Here is a 19024-nt window from a genome sequence, read left to right as displayed (position 1 = left end):
CGCCTGCATCGTAGGCTGTTCGACTATGAGCACTGCCCTCAACACCACTCTGCCTCGTAAGATCACCAAAGTTCTCATCGCCAACCGCGGTGAGATCGCCGTTCGGGTGATCCGAGCCGCACGCGACGCCGGCATCGCCTCGGTCGCCGTCTACGCCGACCAGGACATCAACGCGATTCACGCGAGCCTGGCCGACGAGGCGTACGCACTCAACGGCGACAGCGCCGCCGACACCTACCTCTCGATCGAGAAGCTCATCTCGGTGGCTCGACGCTCCGGCGCCGATGCGATCCACCCCGGTTACGGCTTTCTCTCTGAGAACGCCGACTTCGCACAGGCCGTCATCGACGCCGGTCTGATCTGGGTCGGCCCACCGCCCGCTGCGATCACGTCGCTGGGTGACAAAGTCTCGGCGCGACACATCGCAGAGAAGGTCGGGGCTCCTCTGGCTCCGGGCACCAGCGACCCGGTCAAGGGCGCCGACGAGGTCGTGGCCTTCGCCGAGAAGGTCGGCCTGCCGGTCGCGATCAAAGCGGCGTTCGGCGGCGGCGGTCGCGGTCTCAAGGTGGCCTACGAGCTCGACGAGATTCCCGCACTGTTCGATTCGGCCACACGTGAGGCCGTCGCAGCATTCGGTCGCGGTGAGTGCTTCGTCGAGAAGTTCCTGCTGCGCCCTCGCCACGTCGAGACGCAGTGCCTCGCCGACGAGCACGGCAACGTCGTCGTCGTCAGCACGCGCGACTGCTCGCTGCAGCGGCGCAACCAGAAGCTGGTCGAAGAGGCCCCGGCGCCGTTCATCACGCAGGAACAGCATGATCGTCTCTACGCCGCCTCGAAGGCGATCCTGCGCGAGGCCGGGTACGTCGGCGCAGGCACCTGCGAGTTTCTCATCGGGCACGACGGCACGCTCTCGTTCCTCGAGGTGAACACGCGACTGCAGGTGGAGCATCCGGTCTCAGAGCAGGTGACCGGCCTCGACCTGGTGCGCGAACAGTTCCGCATCGCAGAGGGCGGCGAACTCGACTACCCAGACCCGGAGAATCACGGGCACGCGTTCGAGTTCCGCATCAACGGAGAAGATCCCGGCAACCACTTTCTGCCTGCGCCCGGCACGATCGTCACCTACCGCGAGTGCAGCGGCCCAGGCGTGCGCGTCGACTCAGGAGTGACCGGCGGTGACGTGGTCTCCGGTGCGTTCGACTCGCTGCTGGCCAAGGTGGTGGTGACCGGTGCCACTCGCGAAGAGGCGCTGGAGCGCTCACGCCGAGCACTGGCCGAGTTCGAGATCACCGGCATGCCGACCGCACTGCCCTTCCACCGCGTGGTGGTCAACGAGCCCGACTTCGTGGCCGCAGACGGGCACTTCAAGGTGCACACCACCTGGATCGAGAACGATTTCGACAATCGCATTCCGGCGTGGAGCGGCACCCCTTCTGAAGACGAGAGCATCTTCGCCAAGCGCAGCGACGTCGTGCTGGAGGTCGCCGGCCGACGCATCGAGGTCAGCGTGCCAGACGTGCTGGTGAAGGGCGATTGGGGCACGGCGAGCCGCCCGGCCCCGAAGCGCCGATTCCGCGCCGCCGAGGTCACCGGCGACAACACGAACGCCGTCTCGACCCCGATGCAGGCCAGCGTGGTCAAGGTCGCCGTCGAAGAGGGTCAGAAGGTCATCGAGGGCGATCTGCTGGTCGTGCTCGAGGCGATGAAGATGGAACAGCCGATCACCGCGCAGCGCGCCGGTGTCGTGCGCAATCTGAACGCGCCGCTCGGGCAGACAATTCCGTCCGGGCACACGCTGCTCACCATCGAAGACGAGTAGTCAGCGCGCCGAGTCGCTGCCGCAGGTCGAATCGCTGGTGCAGATCGCATCCCTGGTGCAGATCGCATCCCTGCTGCGGATGCTGTGCCATCACAGTGCCTCGACAGTCGCTGTGCGCTGGCGGCATGGCGCAGTGTCGGCGACAGACAGCTGTCGTCAGCTCATGCTTCGACCAGCACCGTTCCGCCGCGCACCGTTCCGCCATGCCGAGCACCGTTCCGCCAAGATCACGGCAATCTGAGCGGAACGGTGTCGAAGCTAGCGGATCCGCGCACGCGTGACATCCCTCTCGCCGCCAGCCGAACCCGTAGCCAGCCGACCTCAGCGCCAGCCGAGCCCGGGTGCGACGTCTTCAACGACGCTGCGCAGCAGATGCGCATTGTACTCGACGCCCAGCGTGCTGGGCACGGTCAGCGTCACCGTGTCGGCCTCGGCGACGGCCTCATCCTGCGCCAGCTGCTCGACCAGACGATCGGGCTCGTCTGCATAGCTGCGCCCGAACCGAGCCACGGTCTTCGAGTCGATCCAGCCGACCGTGTCATGGCTCTCGTCGCGACCCGCCCACAGCTGCCGATCGAGGTCAGAGGTGATCGGCATGATGCTGCGGCTGACGCTCACTCGAGGCTCGCGGTCCCATCCCGCTTCCTTCCACGCCGCGCGGAAGAGACGGATCTGCTCCGCCTGCAGCACGCTCAACGGCACACCGGTGTCTTCGGTGAGCAGCGTGGAGCTCATCAGGTTCATGCCCTGACGCGCCGTCCACTCCGCGGTCGCCCGGGAACCGGCACCCCACCAGATGCGATCGCGCAGGCCCGGCGAGTACGGTTCGACACGCAGCAGGCCCGGCGGATTCGGAAACATCGGCCGGGGGTTCGGCTCGGCGAAGCCCTCGCCCTGGATCACCTCCAGGAAACGAGCGGTGTGCTCCCGCGCCATCTCAGCGCCGTCGGGGTCATGTGCCTCCGGCTGATAGCCGAAGTGCCGGAACCCGTCGATCACCTGCTCAGGTGACCCACGGCTGACGCCCAGCTGCAGTCTGCCCGCTGCGATGAGGTCGGCCGCGCCGGCGTTCTCTGCCATTGCGAGCGGGTTCTCATAGCGCATGTCGATGACGCCGGTGCCGATCTCGATGCGCGAGGTGCGCGCGCCGATCGCGGCCAGCAGCGGGTACGGAGACCCCAGCTGCTGAGCGAAGTGGTGAACGCGGAAGTACGCGCCGTCGACGCCGATCTCTTCGGCGGCCACAGCCAGATCGATCGACTGCAGCAGCGCGTCGCCGCCGGTGCGCACGGGCGAATGAATGGAGTTCTGCCAATGCCCGAATGACAGGAATGCGATATTTTTCACATGAAGCTACAACAAATTCGGCCCGAGGCCATTCCCAACAGGATGCGAACCGCCGATGACGTTCGGTTGGCTGGCCGAACGGGATCGACTGCAGGAGCCCGCCGAGCCACACGGCCGATCCCCCGCACCAGTGCTGCACACGCCTGCAGGGCACCGCAGCCCGCTCTCCGCGCAGCCTCGCGAATCAGCCCTTCAGCATGTGCAGCGCCCGCGCCGCATCGGTGATCGCTCCCGACAGCGAGGGGTAGACCGCGAAGGCGTTGGCGACCTGGTCGACGGTCAGCCGCTGCTCGACCGCAAGTGCGAGCGGGAAGATCAGCTCGCTGGCTTTGGGCGCAACGACGACGCCGCCGATGACCGTGCCCGACTGCGTGCGGGCGAAGAGCTTGACGAACCCGTCGCTGATGTTCTGCATCTTCGCGCGCGGGTTCTCGGCGAGCGGGTACTTGTAGATGACGCCCTGTGCGAGGCCCTCCTCGATCTGCGACTGCGACCAGCCGACCGAGGCGATCTCGGGCGCGGTGAAGATGTTCGAGGCCACGTTGCGCAGCTTGATCGGCTGCGCCGCGTCGCCGAGCGCGTGGAACACCGCGGTTCGGCCCTGCATGTTCGCCACGCTGGCCAGGGGGAAGAAGTCGGTGCAGTCTCCGGCGGCGTAGATCTCGGGCACTGAGGTGCGCGCGACACGGTTGACCTTGATATGGCCGGATGCCGTCGTCTGCACCCGGGCACCCTCAAGCCCCAGCCCGGCCGTGTTCGGAATCGACCCGACCGCCATCAGACAGTGGCTGCCGACCACCGTGCTGCCGTCGCTGAGCGTGGCGATGACCTCGTCGCCTTCGCGCACCACGCTCTCGGCGCGAGACTTCGAGAGCACGTTCATCCCCTCGCGCAGGAACACCTCTTCGATCACGCGTGCGGCGTCTTCGTCCTGTCCGGGCAGCACGCGGTCGCGGCTCGAGATCAGCGTGACCTCGCTGCCCAGGTGGCGGAACGCGCTGGCGAACTCGGCACCGGTCACACCGGAGCCGACGACGATCAGGTGCTGCGGCAGCTCTTCGAGCTGATACAGCTGAGTCCAGGTGAGGATGCGCTCGCCGTCTGGCATCGCACTCGGCAGCTTGCGAGGATGCGCACCCACAGAGATGACCGTGGTGTCGGCGTGGAACTCACTGACCTCCCCGTTGGTGAGATCTGCCGCGATGGCGTGATGATTTAGCAGCCGCCCCGTGCCCTTGACGATACGCACGCCCTGCTTCTCGAGGGCCGCCGCCATATCGGCCGACTGCTGTCGGGCCAGATCGAGCAGTCGACGGTTCACCGTCTTGAGGTCGATGCGGTAGTCGGGAGCGATCGGCTCGTCGCTGCCCGGCGCGAAGATCTGCACGCCCAGACGCTGTGCGTTGGCGACCTGCGTCGTCGCCTCGGCCACCGCGATCAGCGCCTTCGAGGGCACGACATCGGTGAGCACGGCAGAGCCGCCGACTCCATGACGTTCGACGAGGGTGACATTGGCTCCGAGCTGGGCGCCGGTCAGCGCAGCCTCGTAACCGCCAGGCCCTCCTCCGATGACCACCAGATCGTGCTTGTCGCCGAACTCGTATGCCATGTGCGGTGTTCTCCCTCTGCAGAGTTGCCTATCTTTATCAGTATGACAGCTTCTGCCACTCCAGATGGCCCATCAGAGACCGCCACGCCTGCACATTATGCACCCGCGGCCTCCGGACGCACACCCACACCGCTCGCACAGCAGGCGGCCGATACGATCAGGCGGCGCTCCGGCGTCTCGGGCATCGATCGCGCCGTGGTGCTCGGATCGGGCTGGGGAGCATCCGCCGACCGTCTCGGCACCACCCTCGCGACGCTGCCCGCGGCCGAGGTGCCCGGCTTTCATGTGTCGGGCGTGCCCGGCCATGCCGGCACGCTGCTGATCGTGCAGACCGCCTCAGGTCGTCGTGTGCTGCTGATCGCCGCGCGCACGCATCTCTACGAGGGGCGTGGTGTGGATGCCGTGGTGCACGGCGTGCACACCGCCGCCGCGCTCGGGGCGGGTTCGATCGTGCTGACCAACGGCTGTGGAGGGGTCGACCCGTCGCTCGCTCCCGGCAGTCCGGTGCTGATCAGCGACCATGTCAACCTCACCGGCACCTCACCGCTGAGTGGCCCGACCTTCGTTGACATGACCGACGTGTACTCCCCCCGGCTCCGCGCCGCGGTGCGCGAGCGGCATCCGCAGATGCGCGAAGGCGTCTATGCCCAGTTTCGCGGCCCACAGTACGAAACCCCGGCCGAGGTGCGCATGGCGCGGGCGATCGGAGCCGATCTGGTGGGCATGTCGACCGCCCTCGAAGCGATCGCAGCTCGCGCCTTGGGCCTCGAGGTTCTAGGCTTGTCTTTGGTGACGAACGCCGCTGCGGGGGTCTCTGCCCAGCCGCTGAGCCATGCCGAGGTCATTCAGGCTGGCCGCGATGCAGCGCCACAGCTCACCGAACTGCTTGCCGAGATACTGGAGAACATCGTATGACCGATACCGCCAACGCCCAGGGGAACACGCACGCCGACGCGTCGGGTCGAGAACCCGGCGACGCCGCAGAGCTTGAGCAGCTTGCCGCTCTGGTCGCTCAGGCCGAGCAGTGGCGTGACCAAGACCCAGACCCGAAGACCTCGAAGCTGCTCGACGACCAGATCGACCTGGCACGCAGGGGCGACGAGCAGGCACTGAGCACCCTGCACAGCGAGTTCGACGAGCGCCTCGCCTTCGGCACCGCCGGGCTGCGCGGCGAGATGGGCCCCGGCCCCGCCCGCATGAACCGCGTGCTCGTTTCGCAGGCCGCCGCCGGCCTCGCCTCATACCTGGTCGAGCACGCCGGCGACGAACGCCCGACGCTGGTCATCGGCTACGACGGTCGCCACAACTCCGAGATCTTCGCTCGCGACACCGCCGAGCTCGCACAGGCCGCCGGCGTCGACGCGCTGCTGCTGCCGCGCAACCTGCCCACCCCGGTCACCGCGTTCGTGCTGCGCCACCTCGACGCCTCGGCCGCCGTGATGGTGACGGCCAGCCACAATCCCGGCGCCGACAACGGCTACAAGGTGTATCTCGGCGGTATCGACGCCGGGTCACAGATCATCAGCCCTGCCGATCAGCTGATCGCTGCACACATCGACCAGATCGCCCAGGACTTCACCGTCGACCAGCTGCCCCGATCGCAGGCCTATCGGGTACTGGGCGAAGACGTCATCGACGCCTACGTCACCGAGACCGCGGCGGCAGTCGCTCAACGGGCACCCCAGGCCTCTGCCGACGGGCTCAGCTTCGTCTACACCGCCATGCACGGTGTGGGCTGGGAGGTCGCCGCACGACTCTTCGAGACGCTGGGCATTCCGGCACCGGCGACGGTCACAGAGCAGATCGCGCCGGATCCCGAGTTTCCCACCGTCGCGTTCCCGAACCCCGAGGAGCCCGGCGCGCTCGACCTCTCGTTCGCACTGGCCCGCAAGACCGGGGCCGATCTCATCATCGCCAACGATCCCGACGCCGACCGACTGGCTGTGGCCATTCCAGACGATGCGTCCGAGAGCGGCTGGCGTCGCCTCACCGGCAACGAGGTCGGCTGGCTGCTCGGCGATCTGATCGCCAGCGAGCACCGCCCCGGCACTCCGGGTGCGCTCGCCGCCTCGCTGGTGTCCAGCCCGCTGCTCGGCCGCATCGCCGAGCACTACGGCATCGAGCACGTCGAGACGCTCACCGGCTTCAAGTATGTGAACCGTGTGCCCGGGCTGATCTTCGGGTACGAAGAGGCGCTCGGCTACCTCGTCGATCCGGAGCTCGTCCGCGACAAGGATGGCATCTCCGCCGCCGCTCTGTTCCTGCTGCTGGCCGCGCGGCTGAAAAGCGAGGGCCACACCGTCGCGCAGGCTCTCCAGCGCATCGCTGCCGACTATGGCTCGGCAGCGAGCGACCAGGTGGCCATTCGCGTCGCCGACCGCTCGCTCATCGCACAGGCGACTGCCGCCCTGCGCGCCGAACCGCTCACCACGATCGCCGGTCTCGACGTCGTCGCTCACGACGACCTGCTGCACGGCATCGACGGGCTGCCCCCGGCAGACATCCTGCGCTACTCGCTCGCCGACGGCTCGCGGGTCATCGTGCGCCCCTCGGGCACCGAGCCGAAGCTCAAGATCTATCTCGACGTCTCGAGCAGTCTGCCTGATCCGGCCGCAGCAGCGGCTGAGAACGCGGCGAAGCTCGCCGATCTGCGCGACTGGTGGCAGAAGCGTCTGCAACTGGGATGACGTCTTCTGCCGCGCCCGCCGCTGGCGAAGCGCGGCAGGCCGTCTTCGACCTGGCAGCTATCGGCGCCGGGCTTCCCGCGGCATCCTTGGTGCCTCGACTGCACGACGTGCTCACGCAGACCACTCGTCGTCCGGCGTTCGCCGTCGTGCAGGCTCCACCGGGATCAGGCAAGACGACGGTCGTACCACCCGCAGTGGCGAACGCGGTCACCGGACGGGTCATCGTCACCGAGCCACGCCGACTCGCCGCGCGCTCCGCAGCCGAACGGCTCGCCGACCTCAGCCGCACTCGTATCGGTGACGCGGTCGGCTATGCCGTGCGCGGCGAACACCACATCGGCCCGCAGACGCAGGTGGAGTTCGTCACCACAGGTCTGCTGCTGCGTCGCCTGACTGCCGACCCCGAGCTCGCAGGAGTCGATGCCGTCGTGCTCGACGAGGTGCACGAACGCGACCTCGACGCCGATCTGCTCTTCGCCATGCTCCGCGAAGTGGCCCTGCTGCGCGGCGATCTCGCTCTGATCGTCATGTCGGCGACGCTCGACACACAACGCTGGAGTTCGCTGCTCGGCGACGCTGCGCCGGTGCTCACCGCAGAGGTGCCCCTGCACCCGCTCACGGTGGAATGGCGGCCGGCGCCCGTCGGCACCCAACGACTCGACGCCCGCGGCGTCACTCCCGGTTTTCTGCGACACGTCGCCACGGTCGTGGCTGCCAAGTCGCGCGAGCAGGCTGAGGGCACCGTGCTGGCTTTTCTTCCGGGCCGCCGTGAGGTGGACGCTGTGGTCGCCCGCCTGCGCGATTCCGGAGTCACTGCCCTGCCGCTGCACGGTTCGCTGCCCGCGTCGGCGCAGCGAGCGGCGCTCGCTCCCTTGGGCACGCACGAACGCCGAGTGATCGTGTCGACCTCGATCGCCGAGACGTCGCTGACCGTGCCCGGCGTGCACACCGTCGTCGACGCCGGCCTCGCGCGCGAGCCCCGGCTCGATGCGATGCGCGAGATGTCCGGCCTGGTGACCGTTCCGGTGTCGAGCGCGGCGGCGACGCAGCGCGCCGGTCGTGCCGCCCGTCTGGGCCCCGGCACAGTCGTGCGCTGCTACAGCGAGGCCGAGTTCGCGTCGGCTCCCGCACAGGCACGCCCGGCGATCACCACTGCGGACCTCACCGAGGCAGCTCTCATGCTGACGCTCTGGGGCGACCCCGATGCTCAAGAGCTCGCGCTGCCTGATGCCCCGCCGCGGGCGTCGCTCGAGCTCGCCCAGCGCACGCTGGTTCGGCTGGGTGCGATCGCGCCTGAGAGCGGCAGGACGATGCGATGGCGTGTCACCGACCTCGGACGGCTGATCGCTCGGATGCCGGTGCACCCGAGACTGGCACGCGCGCTGATCGACGGCGCCGCGCTGATCGACGGTGATCGCCGGTCAGCTGTGACGCTGGCAGCCGAGGCAGTGGCGGCCATCGAATCGGACGCACGGGCTCCCGGAGGCGACTTGCCTGCGCTGCTGCACGAGCTGCGTCGTGGCGGGCACCGCGGCGGGCACCGATCTCGACGTGCAGGCAGCACCGAGGGCTCACACAGCCAGGCCGATGCCGCCGTCTCGCCTGCAGCAGCGCACCGGTGGCAGCAGGATGTGCGCCGCCTCGTCGCGCTCATGCCCGATCACAGCAGCACCTCGAGAAGCGGGGTGAGTCACTCGTCGGTCGACGCCGACGGGGTGATCGCGGCGATCGCTGGACTCGCATACCCGGAGCGCCTGGCTCGCCTGCGATCCAGCGACTCTGGGCCCAGCAACTCTGGGCCCAGCGACTCCGGGCTGAGCTATCAGCTTGCCTCAGGCACCGGTGCCGTGCTGCCCCGCGGCTCAGCACTGCGCGGGTCGCAGTGGTTGGCCGTCAGCGAAGTGAGCGTCGCGCGAACCGGCGAGGGCTCTGGGGCCATGATTCGTGCCGCTGCACCGCTGACCGTCGACGCAGCTCTCGTCGTCGGCGCAGGTCTCATCGAAGACACGGTCGAGAGCGAGTGGCGAGACGGCCGGCTCAGCGCCCGGCGGGTGCGCCGGCTGGGAGCGATCGAGCTCTCACGGGCGCCCGCACGTCTGGCCGCGGCCGATGCGCGTGCTCAGGTGCGCAGCCTGCTCGCCACCGCAGACGGCTTGGCCTCGCTGCATTGGTCTCAGGCAGCGAGCGACCTGCGCGACCGCCTGCACATGCTGCATCGTGAGCTGGGCGACCCCTGGCCGGCCGTCGATGACGCTGCCCTCAGCGGTCGTCTTGATGACTGGCTCGCTCCAGAGATCGAGCGGCTTGCGGCTGGAACCGCGACAGCCGGGCTCGACCTGGCGTCCGCGCTGCGTCGACTGCTGCCCTGGCCTGACGCGTCGCGACTGGATGCGCTGGTGCCGGAACGCCTCGAAGTGCCGTCTGGGTCACGGGTTCGAGTGCACTACCCGTCGGATGACGATGCGCCGCCGGTGCTCGCGGTGAAGCTGCAGGAGTGCTTCGGCTGGCAGCAGGTACCGCATCTGGTCGACGGCCGAGTGCCCGTACAGCTGCAGCTGCTCTCACCCGCCGGTCGACCGCTCGCAGTGACGATGGATCTGGCGTCGTTCTGGCACGACGGCTACCGACAGGTGCGCGCCGAGATGCGCGGCCGATACCCGAAGCACCCATGGCCAGAAGACCCGACCACAGCGAAGGCGACGCGAGGCGTCAAACGAACCCCGCGACGCTGACCGAGGTCAGTCGAGGTCGTCGTAGAACGCGATCACGCGATCGGCAAGATCCTGACGATCGGTGGCAGGCAGGAAGGAGCCTTCGGCTGCGTTGAGCGTCAGTACGGCCAGATCGTCCAGACCATAGTCGAAAGCCTGCGCCACGCGTGCGAACTCCTCGGTCAGCGTGGTGTTCGACTGCAGCCGGTTATCGACGTTCACGGTCACTCGGAAGTCGAGCTGGTAGAGCAGGTCGAGCGGATGCTCGTCGAACGGGCCGGCGAAGGCACCGGTCTGCAGATTCGACGACGGGTTCGTCTCGAGCACGATGCCGCGATCGCGCACCCATGCGGCGACGTCGCCGAGCACGGCGAGCACCTCGTCGGAGTCGTCGCCTTCGTCGATCAGCTGGATGTCGTCGACGAGATGCGTGCCATGGCCGAGACGCAGCGCACGGCCGTCGATGAGGGCCGACACGATGGAGTCGAGGCCGTCAGCCTCGCCGGCATGCACCGTGGTCGGAAAGAAGCTGCGCGCCAGATAGTCGAGGGCCTCTTGGTGACGAGACGGCAGAAAGCCCTTCTCGGGGCCGGCCAGGTCGAACCCGACCACGCCGGCATCCCGATAGCGCACTGCGAGCTTGGCCATCTCAAGCGAGCGATCATTGTGACGCAGCGCGGTCACGATCTGGTTGGCCTCGATCTGGCAGCCGCGCTCGGCGGCGTCTCGCATGCCCTCTTCGAACCCGGCGGCGACCGCCTCAACCGCTGCCTCAGGGGTGAGACCGCCAGCGAGGTGCTGTTCGGGAGCCCACCGCGCCTCGACGTAGATGATGCCGTCGTCGACCGAGTCTTCGACGAACTCACGGGCGACCCGGGCCAGCGAGTCGGCGGTCTGCATGACGCCGACGGTCTGGTCGAAGGTCTTGAGGTAGGTGATGAGGTCGCCGGAGTCGGCGCTGTCGGCGAACCAGTCCCCGAGCTCTTCGGGATCGTCGACCGGCAGCTCGAGACCGGCCTGGTCGGCCAGTTCGACGATGGTCTCAGGGCGCAGTCCTCCATCGAGATGGTCGTGCAGGCTGATCTTGGGAACCTCGACCAGATCGGCCCCTTCGAGGGTCAGATCGAGGGTGTCGTCATCGAGGATTCGGTCTTCTGCGGAATCGTGCTCAGCGCTCATGCGCCAACTCTAGCGGAGCCGACGATGCCATCAGCCGCCGAAGCGCTCAGAGCAGATTCTCGTTTCCCGTCTGACGCACCATGTTCACCATCTCTTTCACACGCTGGGCATGATCGCTGGTGGTGATCATGAGCACGTCTTCGGTGTCGACGACGACAAGATCCTGCACCCCGATGATCGCGATCAGCCGATCCGTCTCGCTGACCAGCACACCGGTGCTCGACTCGGAGAGCACGCTCGCCTCGCCGAGAATGGCAAGGTTGCCGGGGTTGCGCTTGCGCACCTGCCGGGCCACCGCAGAGAAGTCGCCCACGTCATCCCAGTCGAAGTCACCCGGGATCACCGCGACCTGACCCGCTGCAGCGACCGGCTCGGCGATGGCGTAGTCGATTGCGATCTTCTTGAGCTTCGGCCAGGTCTTGGCCTTCACTTCGTAGACGGCGGGAGTGCCCCAGGCGTCGGCGATGCGGTCGATGCCGGCGGCGAGCTCGGGCTCGCTCTCGCGCAGCCAGCCCATGAGGTTGACCGCGCGTGCCACGAACATGCCCGCGTTCCACAGATACTCGCCACTGGCGACGTACTCCCGAGCGACGCTGGCCTTGGGCTTCTCGACGAAGCTGGTGACCGCCCGTGCGCTCTTCGGCAGCCCCTGCGAGCCGTCCGGGTCAAGAGTGCCGTCGGTGCGTATGTACCCGAAGCCGGTCGAGGGCGAGGTCGGGGTGATGCCGATCGTCACCAGCCGGCCGGTCGCTGCGACCTGCGCGGCCTCGGTGACGACCTCGCGGAAGGCTCGCTCATCGCCGATGAAGTGGTCGGCGGGGAACGAGGCCACGATGGCGTCTGGGTCTCGGCGGGCGATCAGGGCAGCCGCCAGACAGATCGCCGCGGTCGAGTCACGAGGCTCACTCTCGAGCACCAGGTTGTCGCCGTCGAGATCGGGCAGCTGGCTGACGACCGAGGCCCGGTGCGCGGCACCCGTCACCACCATGATGTGGTCGCTGCCGATCAGCGGGACGATGCGATCCCAAGTCGACCGCAGCAGGGAATGGCCCGATCCGGTGAGATCGAGGAGGAATTTGGGCTCTTTCGCCCGAGAGAGAGGCCACAGACGGGAACCGACACCTCCCGCCGGGATAATCGCATACACGTGGTCAGCGGCAGATGCAGACATGCCCTCAGGCTACCAGAGCCCTCCCGGCTCGACGTAGACTGGCACCGCGAAGACAGATGTCGGAGAAATCGGCTCGGCGTCCATGATCCTGCCGCTTGCTTAGGCAGACCTTACTGATATGCGAATGCACGCCGGGTCTAGACTTGCCACAACACAGTCAGCGTCCGATAGGTTTCTGTTGCCGGGCGTACTCAACCAAGGAGGGTTGTTCGTGTCACCGAAACCAGCCGGTACTCTGTACCGTGGCCGAGAAGGCATGTGGTCCTGGGTTTTCCACCGCATCACCGGCGTGGCCATCTTCTTCTTCCTGCTGGTGCACATTCTCGACACCGCGCTCATTCGCCTCTCTCCCGAGGCCTACAACGCGGTCATCGGCACCTACAAGAATCCTCTGATGGGCGTGGGCGAGGTCGCACTGGTCGCCGCGATCGCATTTCACGCGCTCAACGGCCTGCGTGTCATCCTCATCGACTTCTGGTCGCAGGGCACGAAGCATCAGCGCGGACTCTTCTACGGTGTGATGCTCGTCTGGCTTGTGCTGATGATCTTCTTCGTGCCACAGCACCTGTCACACGTGTTCGGGTTCTAGGGAAGGGCTGAACGACAATGACCGTCACCATCGAAAAACCCGCCCGCGCACCTCACAAGCGCTCGAACCGCGAGAAGTTCGCCTGGCTCTTCATGCGCGGTTCGGGTGTTCTGCTCGTCGTGCTCATCTTCGGGCATCTGTACTTCAATCTGCTCACCGGCGACGGCATTCACCAGGTCGACTGGGGCTTCGTCGCCGGAAAGCTGGCCAATCCGTTCTGGCAGGTCTGGGACATCCTCATGCTCTGGCTCGCGCTGCTGCACGGCGCGAACGGCATGCGCACGATCGTCAATGACTACGTCGAGAACCAGCGGGTGGCCAAAGGCCTGCGCATCGCGATCTTCGCGGCAGCCGGCGTGCTGATCATTCTCGGCACCTGGGTCGTCTTCGGCTTCGACCCCTGCGCCGACCCCAACCTGAACGCAGACTGGCAGCAGTTCTGCACGAAGTGACGCCTGACGGCGCCGAGTCAAAGGCGATGAAAGACTGAGATGACTGAGACCTCAACGACCAAGAACGGCGACTACACCGTTCACTACCACCAGCATGATGTGATCATCGTCGGTGCCGGCGGCGCCGGCATGCGCGCTGCGATCGAGGCCGGCCCCCATGCCGACACCGCCGTGATCACCAAGCTCTACCCCACTCGTTCGCACACGGGTGCGGCTCAGGGCGGCATGGCTGCAGCTCTCTCGAACCTCGAAGAGGACTCATGGGAGTGGCACACCTACGACACGGTCAAGGGCGGCGACTTCCTCGCTGATCAGGATGCCGTCGAGATTCTGGCCAAAGAGGCCATCGACGCAGTCATCGACCTCGAGAACATGGGTCTGCCGTTCAACCGCACCGAAGACGGCAAGATCGCTCAGCGCCGATTCGGAGGCCACACCCGCGAGCACGGCAAGGCACCCGTTCGTCGCTCGTGCTACGCCGCAGACCGCACCGGCCACATGATTCTGCAGACCCTCTACCAGAACTGCGTCAAGCTCGGCATCCAGTTCTACAACGAGTACTACGCACTTGATCTGGTCTTCACCGAGATCGACGGCGAACGCCGCCCTGCAGCGGTCATCGCGTACGAGCTGGCCACCGGCGACATTCACGTCTTCCAGGGCAAGTCGATCGTCTTCGCGACCGGCGGCTTTGGCAAGATGTTCAAGACCACGTCGAACGCTCACACGCTCACCGGCGACGGCGTCGGCATCATCTGGCGTCAGCACCTGCCCCTTGAAGACATCGAGTTCTTCCAGTTCCATCCGACCGGCCTCGCCGGTCTGGGCATCCTGCTCACCGAGGGTGCCCGTGGCGAAGGCGCCATTCTGCGAAACGCAAATGGTGAGCGATTCATGGAGCGGTACGCGCCGACCATCAAAGACCTCGCACCTCGCGACATCGTCGCCCGATGCATGGTGCAGGAGGTTCAGGAGGGCCGCGGCGTCGGCCCGAACAAAGACTACGTGCTGCTCGACTGCACCCATCTGGGTGCCGAGGTGCTCGAGACCAAGCTTCCCGACATCACTGAGTTCGCCCGCACCTATCTCGGCGTCGACCCAGTCGTCGAGCCCGTGCCGGTCTATCCGACAGCGCACTATGCCATGGGCGGCATCCCCACCAACAACAACGGCGAGGTGCTGCGCACGATCAAAGACATCGTGCCCGGCCTCTACGCGGCCGGCGAGTGCGCGTGCGTCTCGGTGCACGGTGCGAACCGACTGGGCACCAACTCGTTGCTCGACATCAACGTGTTCGGCAAACGTGCCGGTCGTCAGGCGGTCAAGTACTCTCGTGAGGCGGAGTTCGTTCCGCTGCCCGAGGCACCCGAGCAGGGCGTCATCGATCTGCTCGACGGCATCCGCAACAACGACGGCGGCGAGTCGCTCGCGCAGATCCGCAAAGAGCTGCAAGAGACCATGGACACCAACGCGCAGGTGTTCCGCACCGAAGAGACGCTGACTCAGGCCGCCAACGATGTGCGAGCTCTGCGCAGGCGCTACCAGCACATCAGCATCCACGACCACGGTCGCCGCTTCAACACCGACCTGCTCGAAGGCGTCGAGCTCGGGTTCCTGCTCGATCTTGCCGAGGTGCTGATCGCAGCCGCGCTGAACCGCAAGGAGAGCCGCGGCGGCCACATGCGCGACGACTATCCCAAGCGCGACGACGCCACATACCTCAAGCACACGATGGCCTACCTGACAGGTGACCCCAACGAAGGCGAGCCCGGCTCGCACATCACGCTGGGGTGGAAGCCTGTCGTGCTCACCCGGTATGAGCCCAAGGAGAGGAAGTACTGATCATGGCGACTGCTGCCGCGACCACTGAGAACGTCACTTCGAAGGCACACGCCGAGTCGTACAGCGCCGATGCTGCCGACCGGTCGAAGCACGCTCCGTCAGCACACGACGCATCGGTGAAGCCGTTCACCGTCACGTTCAACATCCGGCGTTTCGATCCCGATGTCGACACCGAGCCCCGCTGGGAGTCGTTCGACGTCGAGATGTACTCGACCGATCGCGTGCTCGACGCGCTGCACAAGATCAAGTGGGAGCAGGACGGCTCGCTGACGTTCCGTCGCTCCTGCGCACACGGCATCTGCGGCTCTGACGCCATGCGCATCAACGGCCGCAACCGGTTGGCCTGCAAGACGCTGATCAAAGACCTTGACATCGACAAGCCGATCTACGTCGAGGCCATCAAGGGCCTGCCTCTTGAGAAAGACCTCGTCGTCGACATGGAGCCCTTCTTCAAGGCCTACCGTGACGTGCAGCCTTTCCTTCAGGCCCATTCGGAGCCTGCGGAAGGCCGTGAGCGGCTGCAGACGATCAAGGATCGCGAGATCTTCGACGATACGACCAAATGCATCCTCTGCGCAGCCTGCACCACCAGCTGCCCGGTCTTCTGGACCGACGGTCAGTACTTCGGCCCCGCTGCCATCGTGAACGCGCACCGGTTCATCTTCGACTCACGTGACGACGAGTCGCAGGTGCGTCTGGACATCCTCAACGACAAAGAGGGCGTGTGGCGCTGCCGCACGACCTTCAACTGCACCGAGGCCTGCCCGCGTGGCATCCAGATCACGAAGGCGATCGCCGAGGTCAAGCAGGCGGCCATTCGCGGCCACCGCTGATCTAGCGATCGGCTGAACGGCTCGCGCGCTGCAGTACCGCCGCGGTCCCGGCTGTTCGTGTGCCGCTGTTCGTGTGCACCCGATCGTGTGCAGCCGTTCGTGAGCAGCTGTCCAACGTTTCGACAGCCGCACAGTTGTCACGGCACGAGAACCGCCGGTTCTGACTCGCTGAGTCGGAGCGCGGCGGTTCTTCGTTCCTCCGGCGAATCTGACCTCTGCGGCTCGGGCATCGCTCGGTCCGGCATTGGCCTTGTGGCATTCCTCGACCCGGCACGCTTCTCTCTTCCCCCCCCGACACGCTCCTCACACCCTCATCCTCGCCTCCCCAACACGTTTCTGTCTCTGCCCCCTCATCCCCGACACACTTCTCCCCCTCCCTCACCCCCCCCGACACACTTCTCCTCCCTCCTAGCCTCCCCCACATGCTTCTCACCCCCTCTCCCCACAACACACCACTTCTGCACCTCGAGTCGGCGCAAATGACGCCCAGAGACATCCAGACATGCCAAGTTCCATGTCTCGAAGCACCTGAACGACATCTGCCATGACTCGATCCTGGAGAGCGGCATGTGCCGTGGCATGGGCCGGACCCAGAGCGCCGGCTCCAGAGCGTCGGCGCCACCGACCCCGCGGCGTCTGCAGATACCATTGACCCATGAGCGCCCAACAGAAACCGGTCAGCACGGTCCAAGGTCTCATCGCTTGGGCGATGCAGACCAGACCGGCACGTGTGATGGCGCACTACACCTCGCGCGGCGGCCCCGTCCTCGCCGGCGGCATGAGCTACAGCTCACTGTTCGCCGCATTCGCCGGCGTCTGGACGCTCTTCAGCGTCATCGGCCTTTTCATCGCTCGCTCCGAGACCGTCTGGGACGCTCTCGTCGACTACCTGGCCAAGTCAGTGCCCGGTCTCATCGACACCGGCGAGGGCGGCGCCATCAGTCCAGAGACGCTGCAGGGCGTGCCTTCCACACTGTCCTGGACCGGCGCCGTCGCCCTCGTCTCGCTGATTTTCACTCTCTTCGGCTGGCTCGGGGCCGTACGCACAGGCGTGCGCGCCCAGTTCGGCCGCTCTCCTCTGCCCCAGCAGCCGGTCGTGGCGCAACTGCGCGATCTGGGCCTGCTGGTCGGGTTCGGTCTGCTCGTCATCATCTCGGCTCTCGCCTCCACCGTCAGTTCGGGTCTGGGCCGGCGCATCTCCGCGCTGCTCGGCTTCGGCGAGCAGAGCATGCTCTCGTGGCTGCTGGTCACCATCGGCTCACTGCTGCTCTCTCTGGTGCTGGACGCCATCATCCTCATCGTGATCATGCGCGTGCTCGCACAGGTGATCATCCCCGTGCGGCGCATGCTGCCGGTGGTCATCTGGGGCGCCGTTGCGACCACCCTGCTGAAGGCCGTCGGCGGGTCGCTCATCGGCGGCGGGTCGAACCCGCTGCTCGCCGGCTTTCTGACCATCGTCGGTCTGCTGCTCTGGTTCAGCCTGCTCAGTCAGACCGTGCTCATCGCGGCCGCCTGGCTGGCCGTCGTCGCCTCAGACCACGAGGTCAACGAGCGGCATGACGGCGATCTCGATTTCTGGGGCGCAAGCCGTCTGCAGGATGCCGTGCGCGGCCCGCACGCCGTGGACAGTCCGCTGCCGGTCGAGGTGCCTGACTCCGCCATCAAGACCGACGAGCCCGATACCGAGGCCCGGTGACGCGCACGCTGATCCCTCGGCGATGTCGCCGTGCGCTGCCGATGCGGGTCAGAGGCATCGCCTAGAATCGGCGTCATGAGCAAGAAGCAGCCTGCACTCTCCCCCGCCCTGCACGAGACGATCATCGCGCCGCCTCCGGTCGACGAGCAGCCGAAGCCCAAGCCGGGCGTCAACACGCAGGCGGCACGCACCCGTGCATCCGCTGAGACGCCGAAGCCCGCTGGTGCGCTGCGCGTCGCAACCGTCAACGTGAACGGCATCCGCGCGGCGTTCCGCAAGGGCATCGAATCGTGGATCGAAGCGGCTCAGCCCGACGTCATCGCCCTGCAAGAGGTGAGAGCGTCCGGTGACCAGCTGCGCGAGCTGTTGCCGGGCTGGCACATCGCCGACGACGTGTGTTCGCAGAAGGGCCGCGCCGGCGTCGCCATCGTGTCACGACTGCCGCTCGGTGAGACGCGTACGCAGATCGGCGACGACGACTTCGATGCCTCAGGACGCTGGCTCGAGGTCGACCTCGACGTCGACGGCACACCGCTCACGCTGGTGAGCGTCTATGCGCATTCGGGCGAGGTCGACACCCCGAAGCAGGTCGAGAAGTATCGCATGCTCGAGGCGATGAGCGAACGGCTTGCGGCACTGCCGAAAGAGCATGAACGGGCCGTCTTCATGGGCGATCTCAATGTGTGCCACGAGCAGATCGACATTCGCAACTGGCGGTCGAACCTCAAGCGTGCGGGGTTCCTGCCCCAAGAGCGCGCCTACTTCGACCAGTTCTTCGGCCGACCCGACGAGCGGTATCAGCGGCTCGACGGCACCGATCTGGGCGAGGGGCTCGGCTGGATCGACCTCGGTCGGTCAGCCGCAGGTGATCAGCCCGGCCCATACACGTGGTGGTCATGGCGTGGACAGGCCTTCGACAACGACGCCGGCTGGCGCATCGACTATCAGGCGGCGACACCTCAGGTGGCGGCGGCGGCAAGACACTACTTCGTCGATCGCCCGGCGACGTACGACCAGCGATTCACCGATCACTCGCCGGTCGTGGTCGACTACCAGCTCTGAGCGGGCACTGTACGAGCTCGAAGCTGC

Annotated in this window: 14 protein-coding genes; 10 read left to right on the top strand and 4 right to left on the bottom strand. The window is 66.7% G+C overall.

The window, feature by feature from the left end; genetic code table 11:
• The first annotated feature begins 25 nt into the window (after window positions 1–25).
• Window positions 26–1819 (top strand): acetyl/propionyl/methylcrotonyl-CoA carboxylase subunit alpha, encoded by a 1794-nt coding sequence (locus F8O08_RS05230; RefSeq protein WP_158037390.1) that lies wholly within the window; start codon window positions 26–28, stop codon window positions 1817–1819.
• Window positions 1820–2140: 321 nt separating this feature from the next.
• Here F8O08_RS05230 and F8O08_RS05225 read toward each other — a convergent pair whose 3' ends face one another.
• Both F8O08_RS05225 and F8O08_RS05220 read right to left on the bottom strand, forming a co-directional pair.
• Complete coding sequence (locus F8O08_RS05225; RefSeq protein WP_158037389.1) at window positions 2141–3166, bottom strand: LLM class flavin-dependent oxidoreductase; 1026 nt, start codon at window positions 3164–3166, stop codon at window positions 2141–2143.
• 184 nt (window positions 3167–3350) lie between these two features.
• On the bottom strand, window positions 3351–4775 hold the full coding sequence (locus F8O08_RS05220) for an NAD(P)H-quinone dehydrogenase (RefSeq protein WP_158037388.1): 1425 nt from the start codon (window positions 4773–4775) through the stop codon (window positions 3351–3353).
• A 42-nt stretch (window positions 4776–4817) separates the two neighbouring features.
• Here F8O08_RS05220 and F8O08_RS05215 point away from each other — a divergent pair, with 42 nt between their 5' ends.
• From F8O08_RS05215 to hrpB, 3 genes are read left to right on the top strand one after another with little or no spacing between them, the layout of a single operon-like run.
• Entirely contained in the window at window positions 4818–5690 is an 873-nt protein-coding gene (locus F8O08_RS05215; RefSeq protein ID WP_158042760.1) for a purine-nucleoside phosphorylase, read from the top strand.
• A complete protein-coding gene (locus tag F8O08_RS05210; RefSeq protein WP_158042759.1) occupies window positions 5687–7462 on the top strand; it encodes a phospho-sugar mutase in 1776 nt (591 codons plus the stop codon). The genes F8O08_RS05215 and F8O08_RS05210 overlap by 4 nt, the downstream gene beginning before the upstream one ends.
• The gene (hrpB, locus tag F8O08_RS05205; RefSeq protein WP_158042758.1) at window positions 7459–10194 is read left to right on the top strand and encodes an ATP-dependent helicase HrpB; all 2736 of its coding nucleotides are present in this window, start codon (window positions 7459–7461) and stop codon (window positions 10192–10194) included. Before F8O08_RS05210 ends, hrpB begins: the two co-directional genes overlap by 4 nt.
• A gap of 6 nt (window positions 10195–10200) precedes the next feature.
• Here hrpB and F8O08_RS05200 read toward each other — a convergent pair whose 3' ends face one another.
• Window positions 10201–11352 carry an adenosine deaminase gene (locus F8O08_RS05200; RefSeq protein WP_158042757.1) on the bottom strand — a complete coding sequence of 384 codons (1152 nt, stop codon included), beginning with the start codon at window positions 11350–11352 and terminating at the stop codon, window positions 10201–10203.
• Window positions 11353–11398: 46 nt separating this feature from the next.
• On the bottom strand, window positions 11399–12523 hold the full coding sequence (locus F8O08_RS05195; protein WP_158042756.1) for a mannose-1-phosphate guanylyltransferase: 1125 nt from the start codon (window positions 12521–12523) through the stop codon (window positions 11399–11401).
• Between the two features lie 211 nt (window positions 12524–12734).
• Between F8O08_RS05195 and sdhC the strand changes: the two genes are divergently transcribed.
• The 6 genes from sdhC (at window position 12735) to F8O08_RS05165 (ending at window position 18997) form a co-directional block, all read left to right on the top strand.
• Window positions 12735–13112, top strand: coding sequence for a succinate dehydrogenase, cytochrome b556 subunit (gene sdhC / locus F8O08_RS05190; protein ID WP_225732980.1), 378 nt, complete (start codon window positions 12735–12737; stop codon window positions 13110–13112).
• A gap of 17 nt (window positions 13113–13129) precedes the next feature.
• On the top strand, window positions 13130–13564 hold the full coding sequence (locus F8O08_RS05185; protein WP_158032004.1) for a succinate dehydrogenase hydrophobic membrane anchor subunit: 435 nt from the start codon (window positions 13130–13132) through the stop codon (window positions 13562–13564).
• Window positions 13565–13603: 39 nt separating this feature from the next.
• Window positions 13604–15406 carry a succinate dehydrogenase flavoprotein subunit gene (sdhA, locus tag F8O08_RS05180; protein WP_158037382.1) on the top strand — a complete coding sequence of 601 codons (1803 nt, stop codon included), beginning with the start codon at window positions 13604–13606 and terminating at the stop codon, window positions 15404–15406.
• A gap of 2 nt (window positions 15407–15408) precedes the next feature.
• Window positions 15409–16239 (top strand): succinate dehydrogenase iron-sulfur subunit, encoded by an 831-nt coding sequence (locus F8O08_RS05175; protein WP_158032006.1) that lies wholly within the window; start codon window positions 15409–15411, stop codon window positions 16237–16239.
• Window positions 16240–16894: 655 nt separating this feature from the next.
• Window positions 16895–17935, top strand: coding sequence for a YihY/virulence factor BrkB family protein (locus tag F8O08_RS05170; RefSeq protein ID WP_158042755.1), 1041 nt, complete (start codon window positions 16895–16897; stop codon window positions 17933–17935).
• A 75-nt stretch (window positions 17936–18010) separates the two neighbouring features.
• Window positions 18011–18997 carry an exodeoxyribonuclease III gene (locus F8O08_RS05165; RefSeq protein ID WP_158042754.1) on the top strand — a complete coding sequence of 329 codons (987 nt, stop codon included), beginning with the start codon at window positions 18011–18013 and terminating at the stop codon, window positions 18995–18997.
• The last annotated feature ends 27 nt before the right edge of the window (window positions 18998–19024 follow it).

This window comes from Pseudoclavibacter sp. CFCC 13611, assembly GCF_008831225.1.
Taxonomy (GTDB): Bacteria; Actinomycetota; Actinomycetes; order Actinomycetales; family Microbacteriaceae; genus Pseudoclavibacter_A.
Note: the sequence above shows the minus strand (reverse complement) of the source record. Positions and strands in the feature narration are given on the sequence as shown.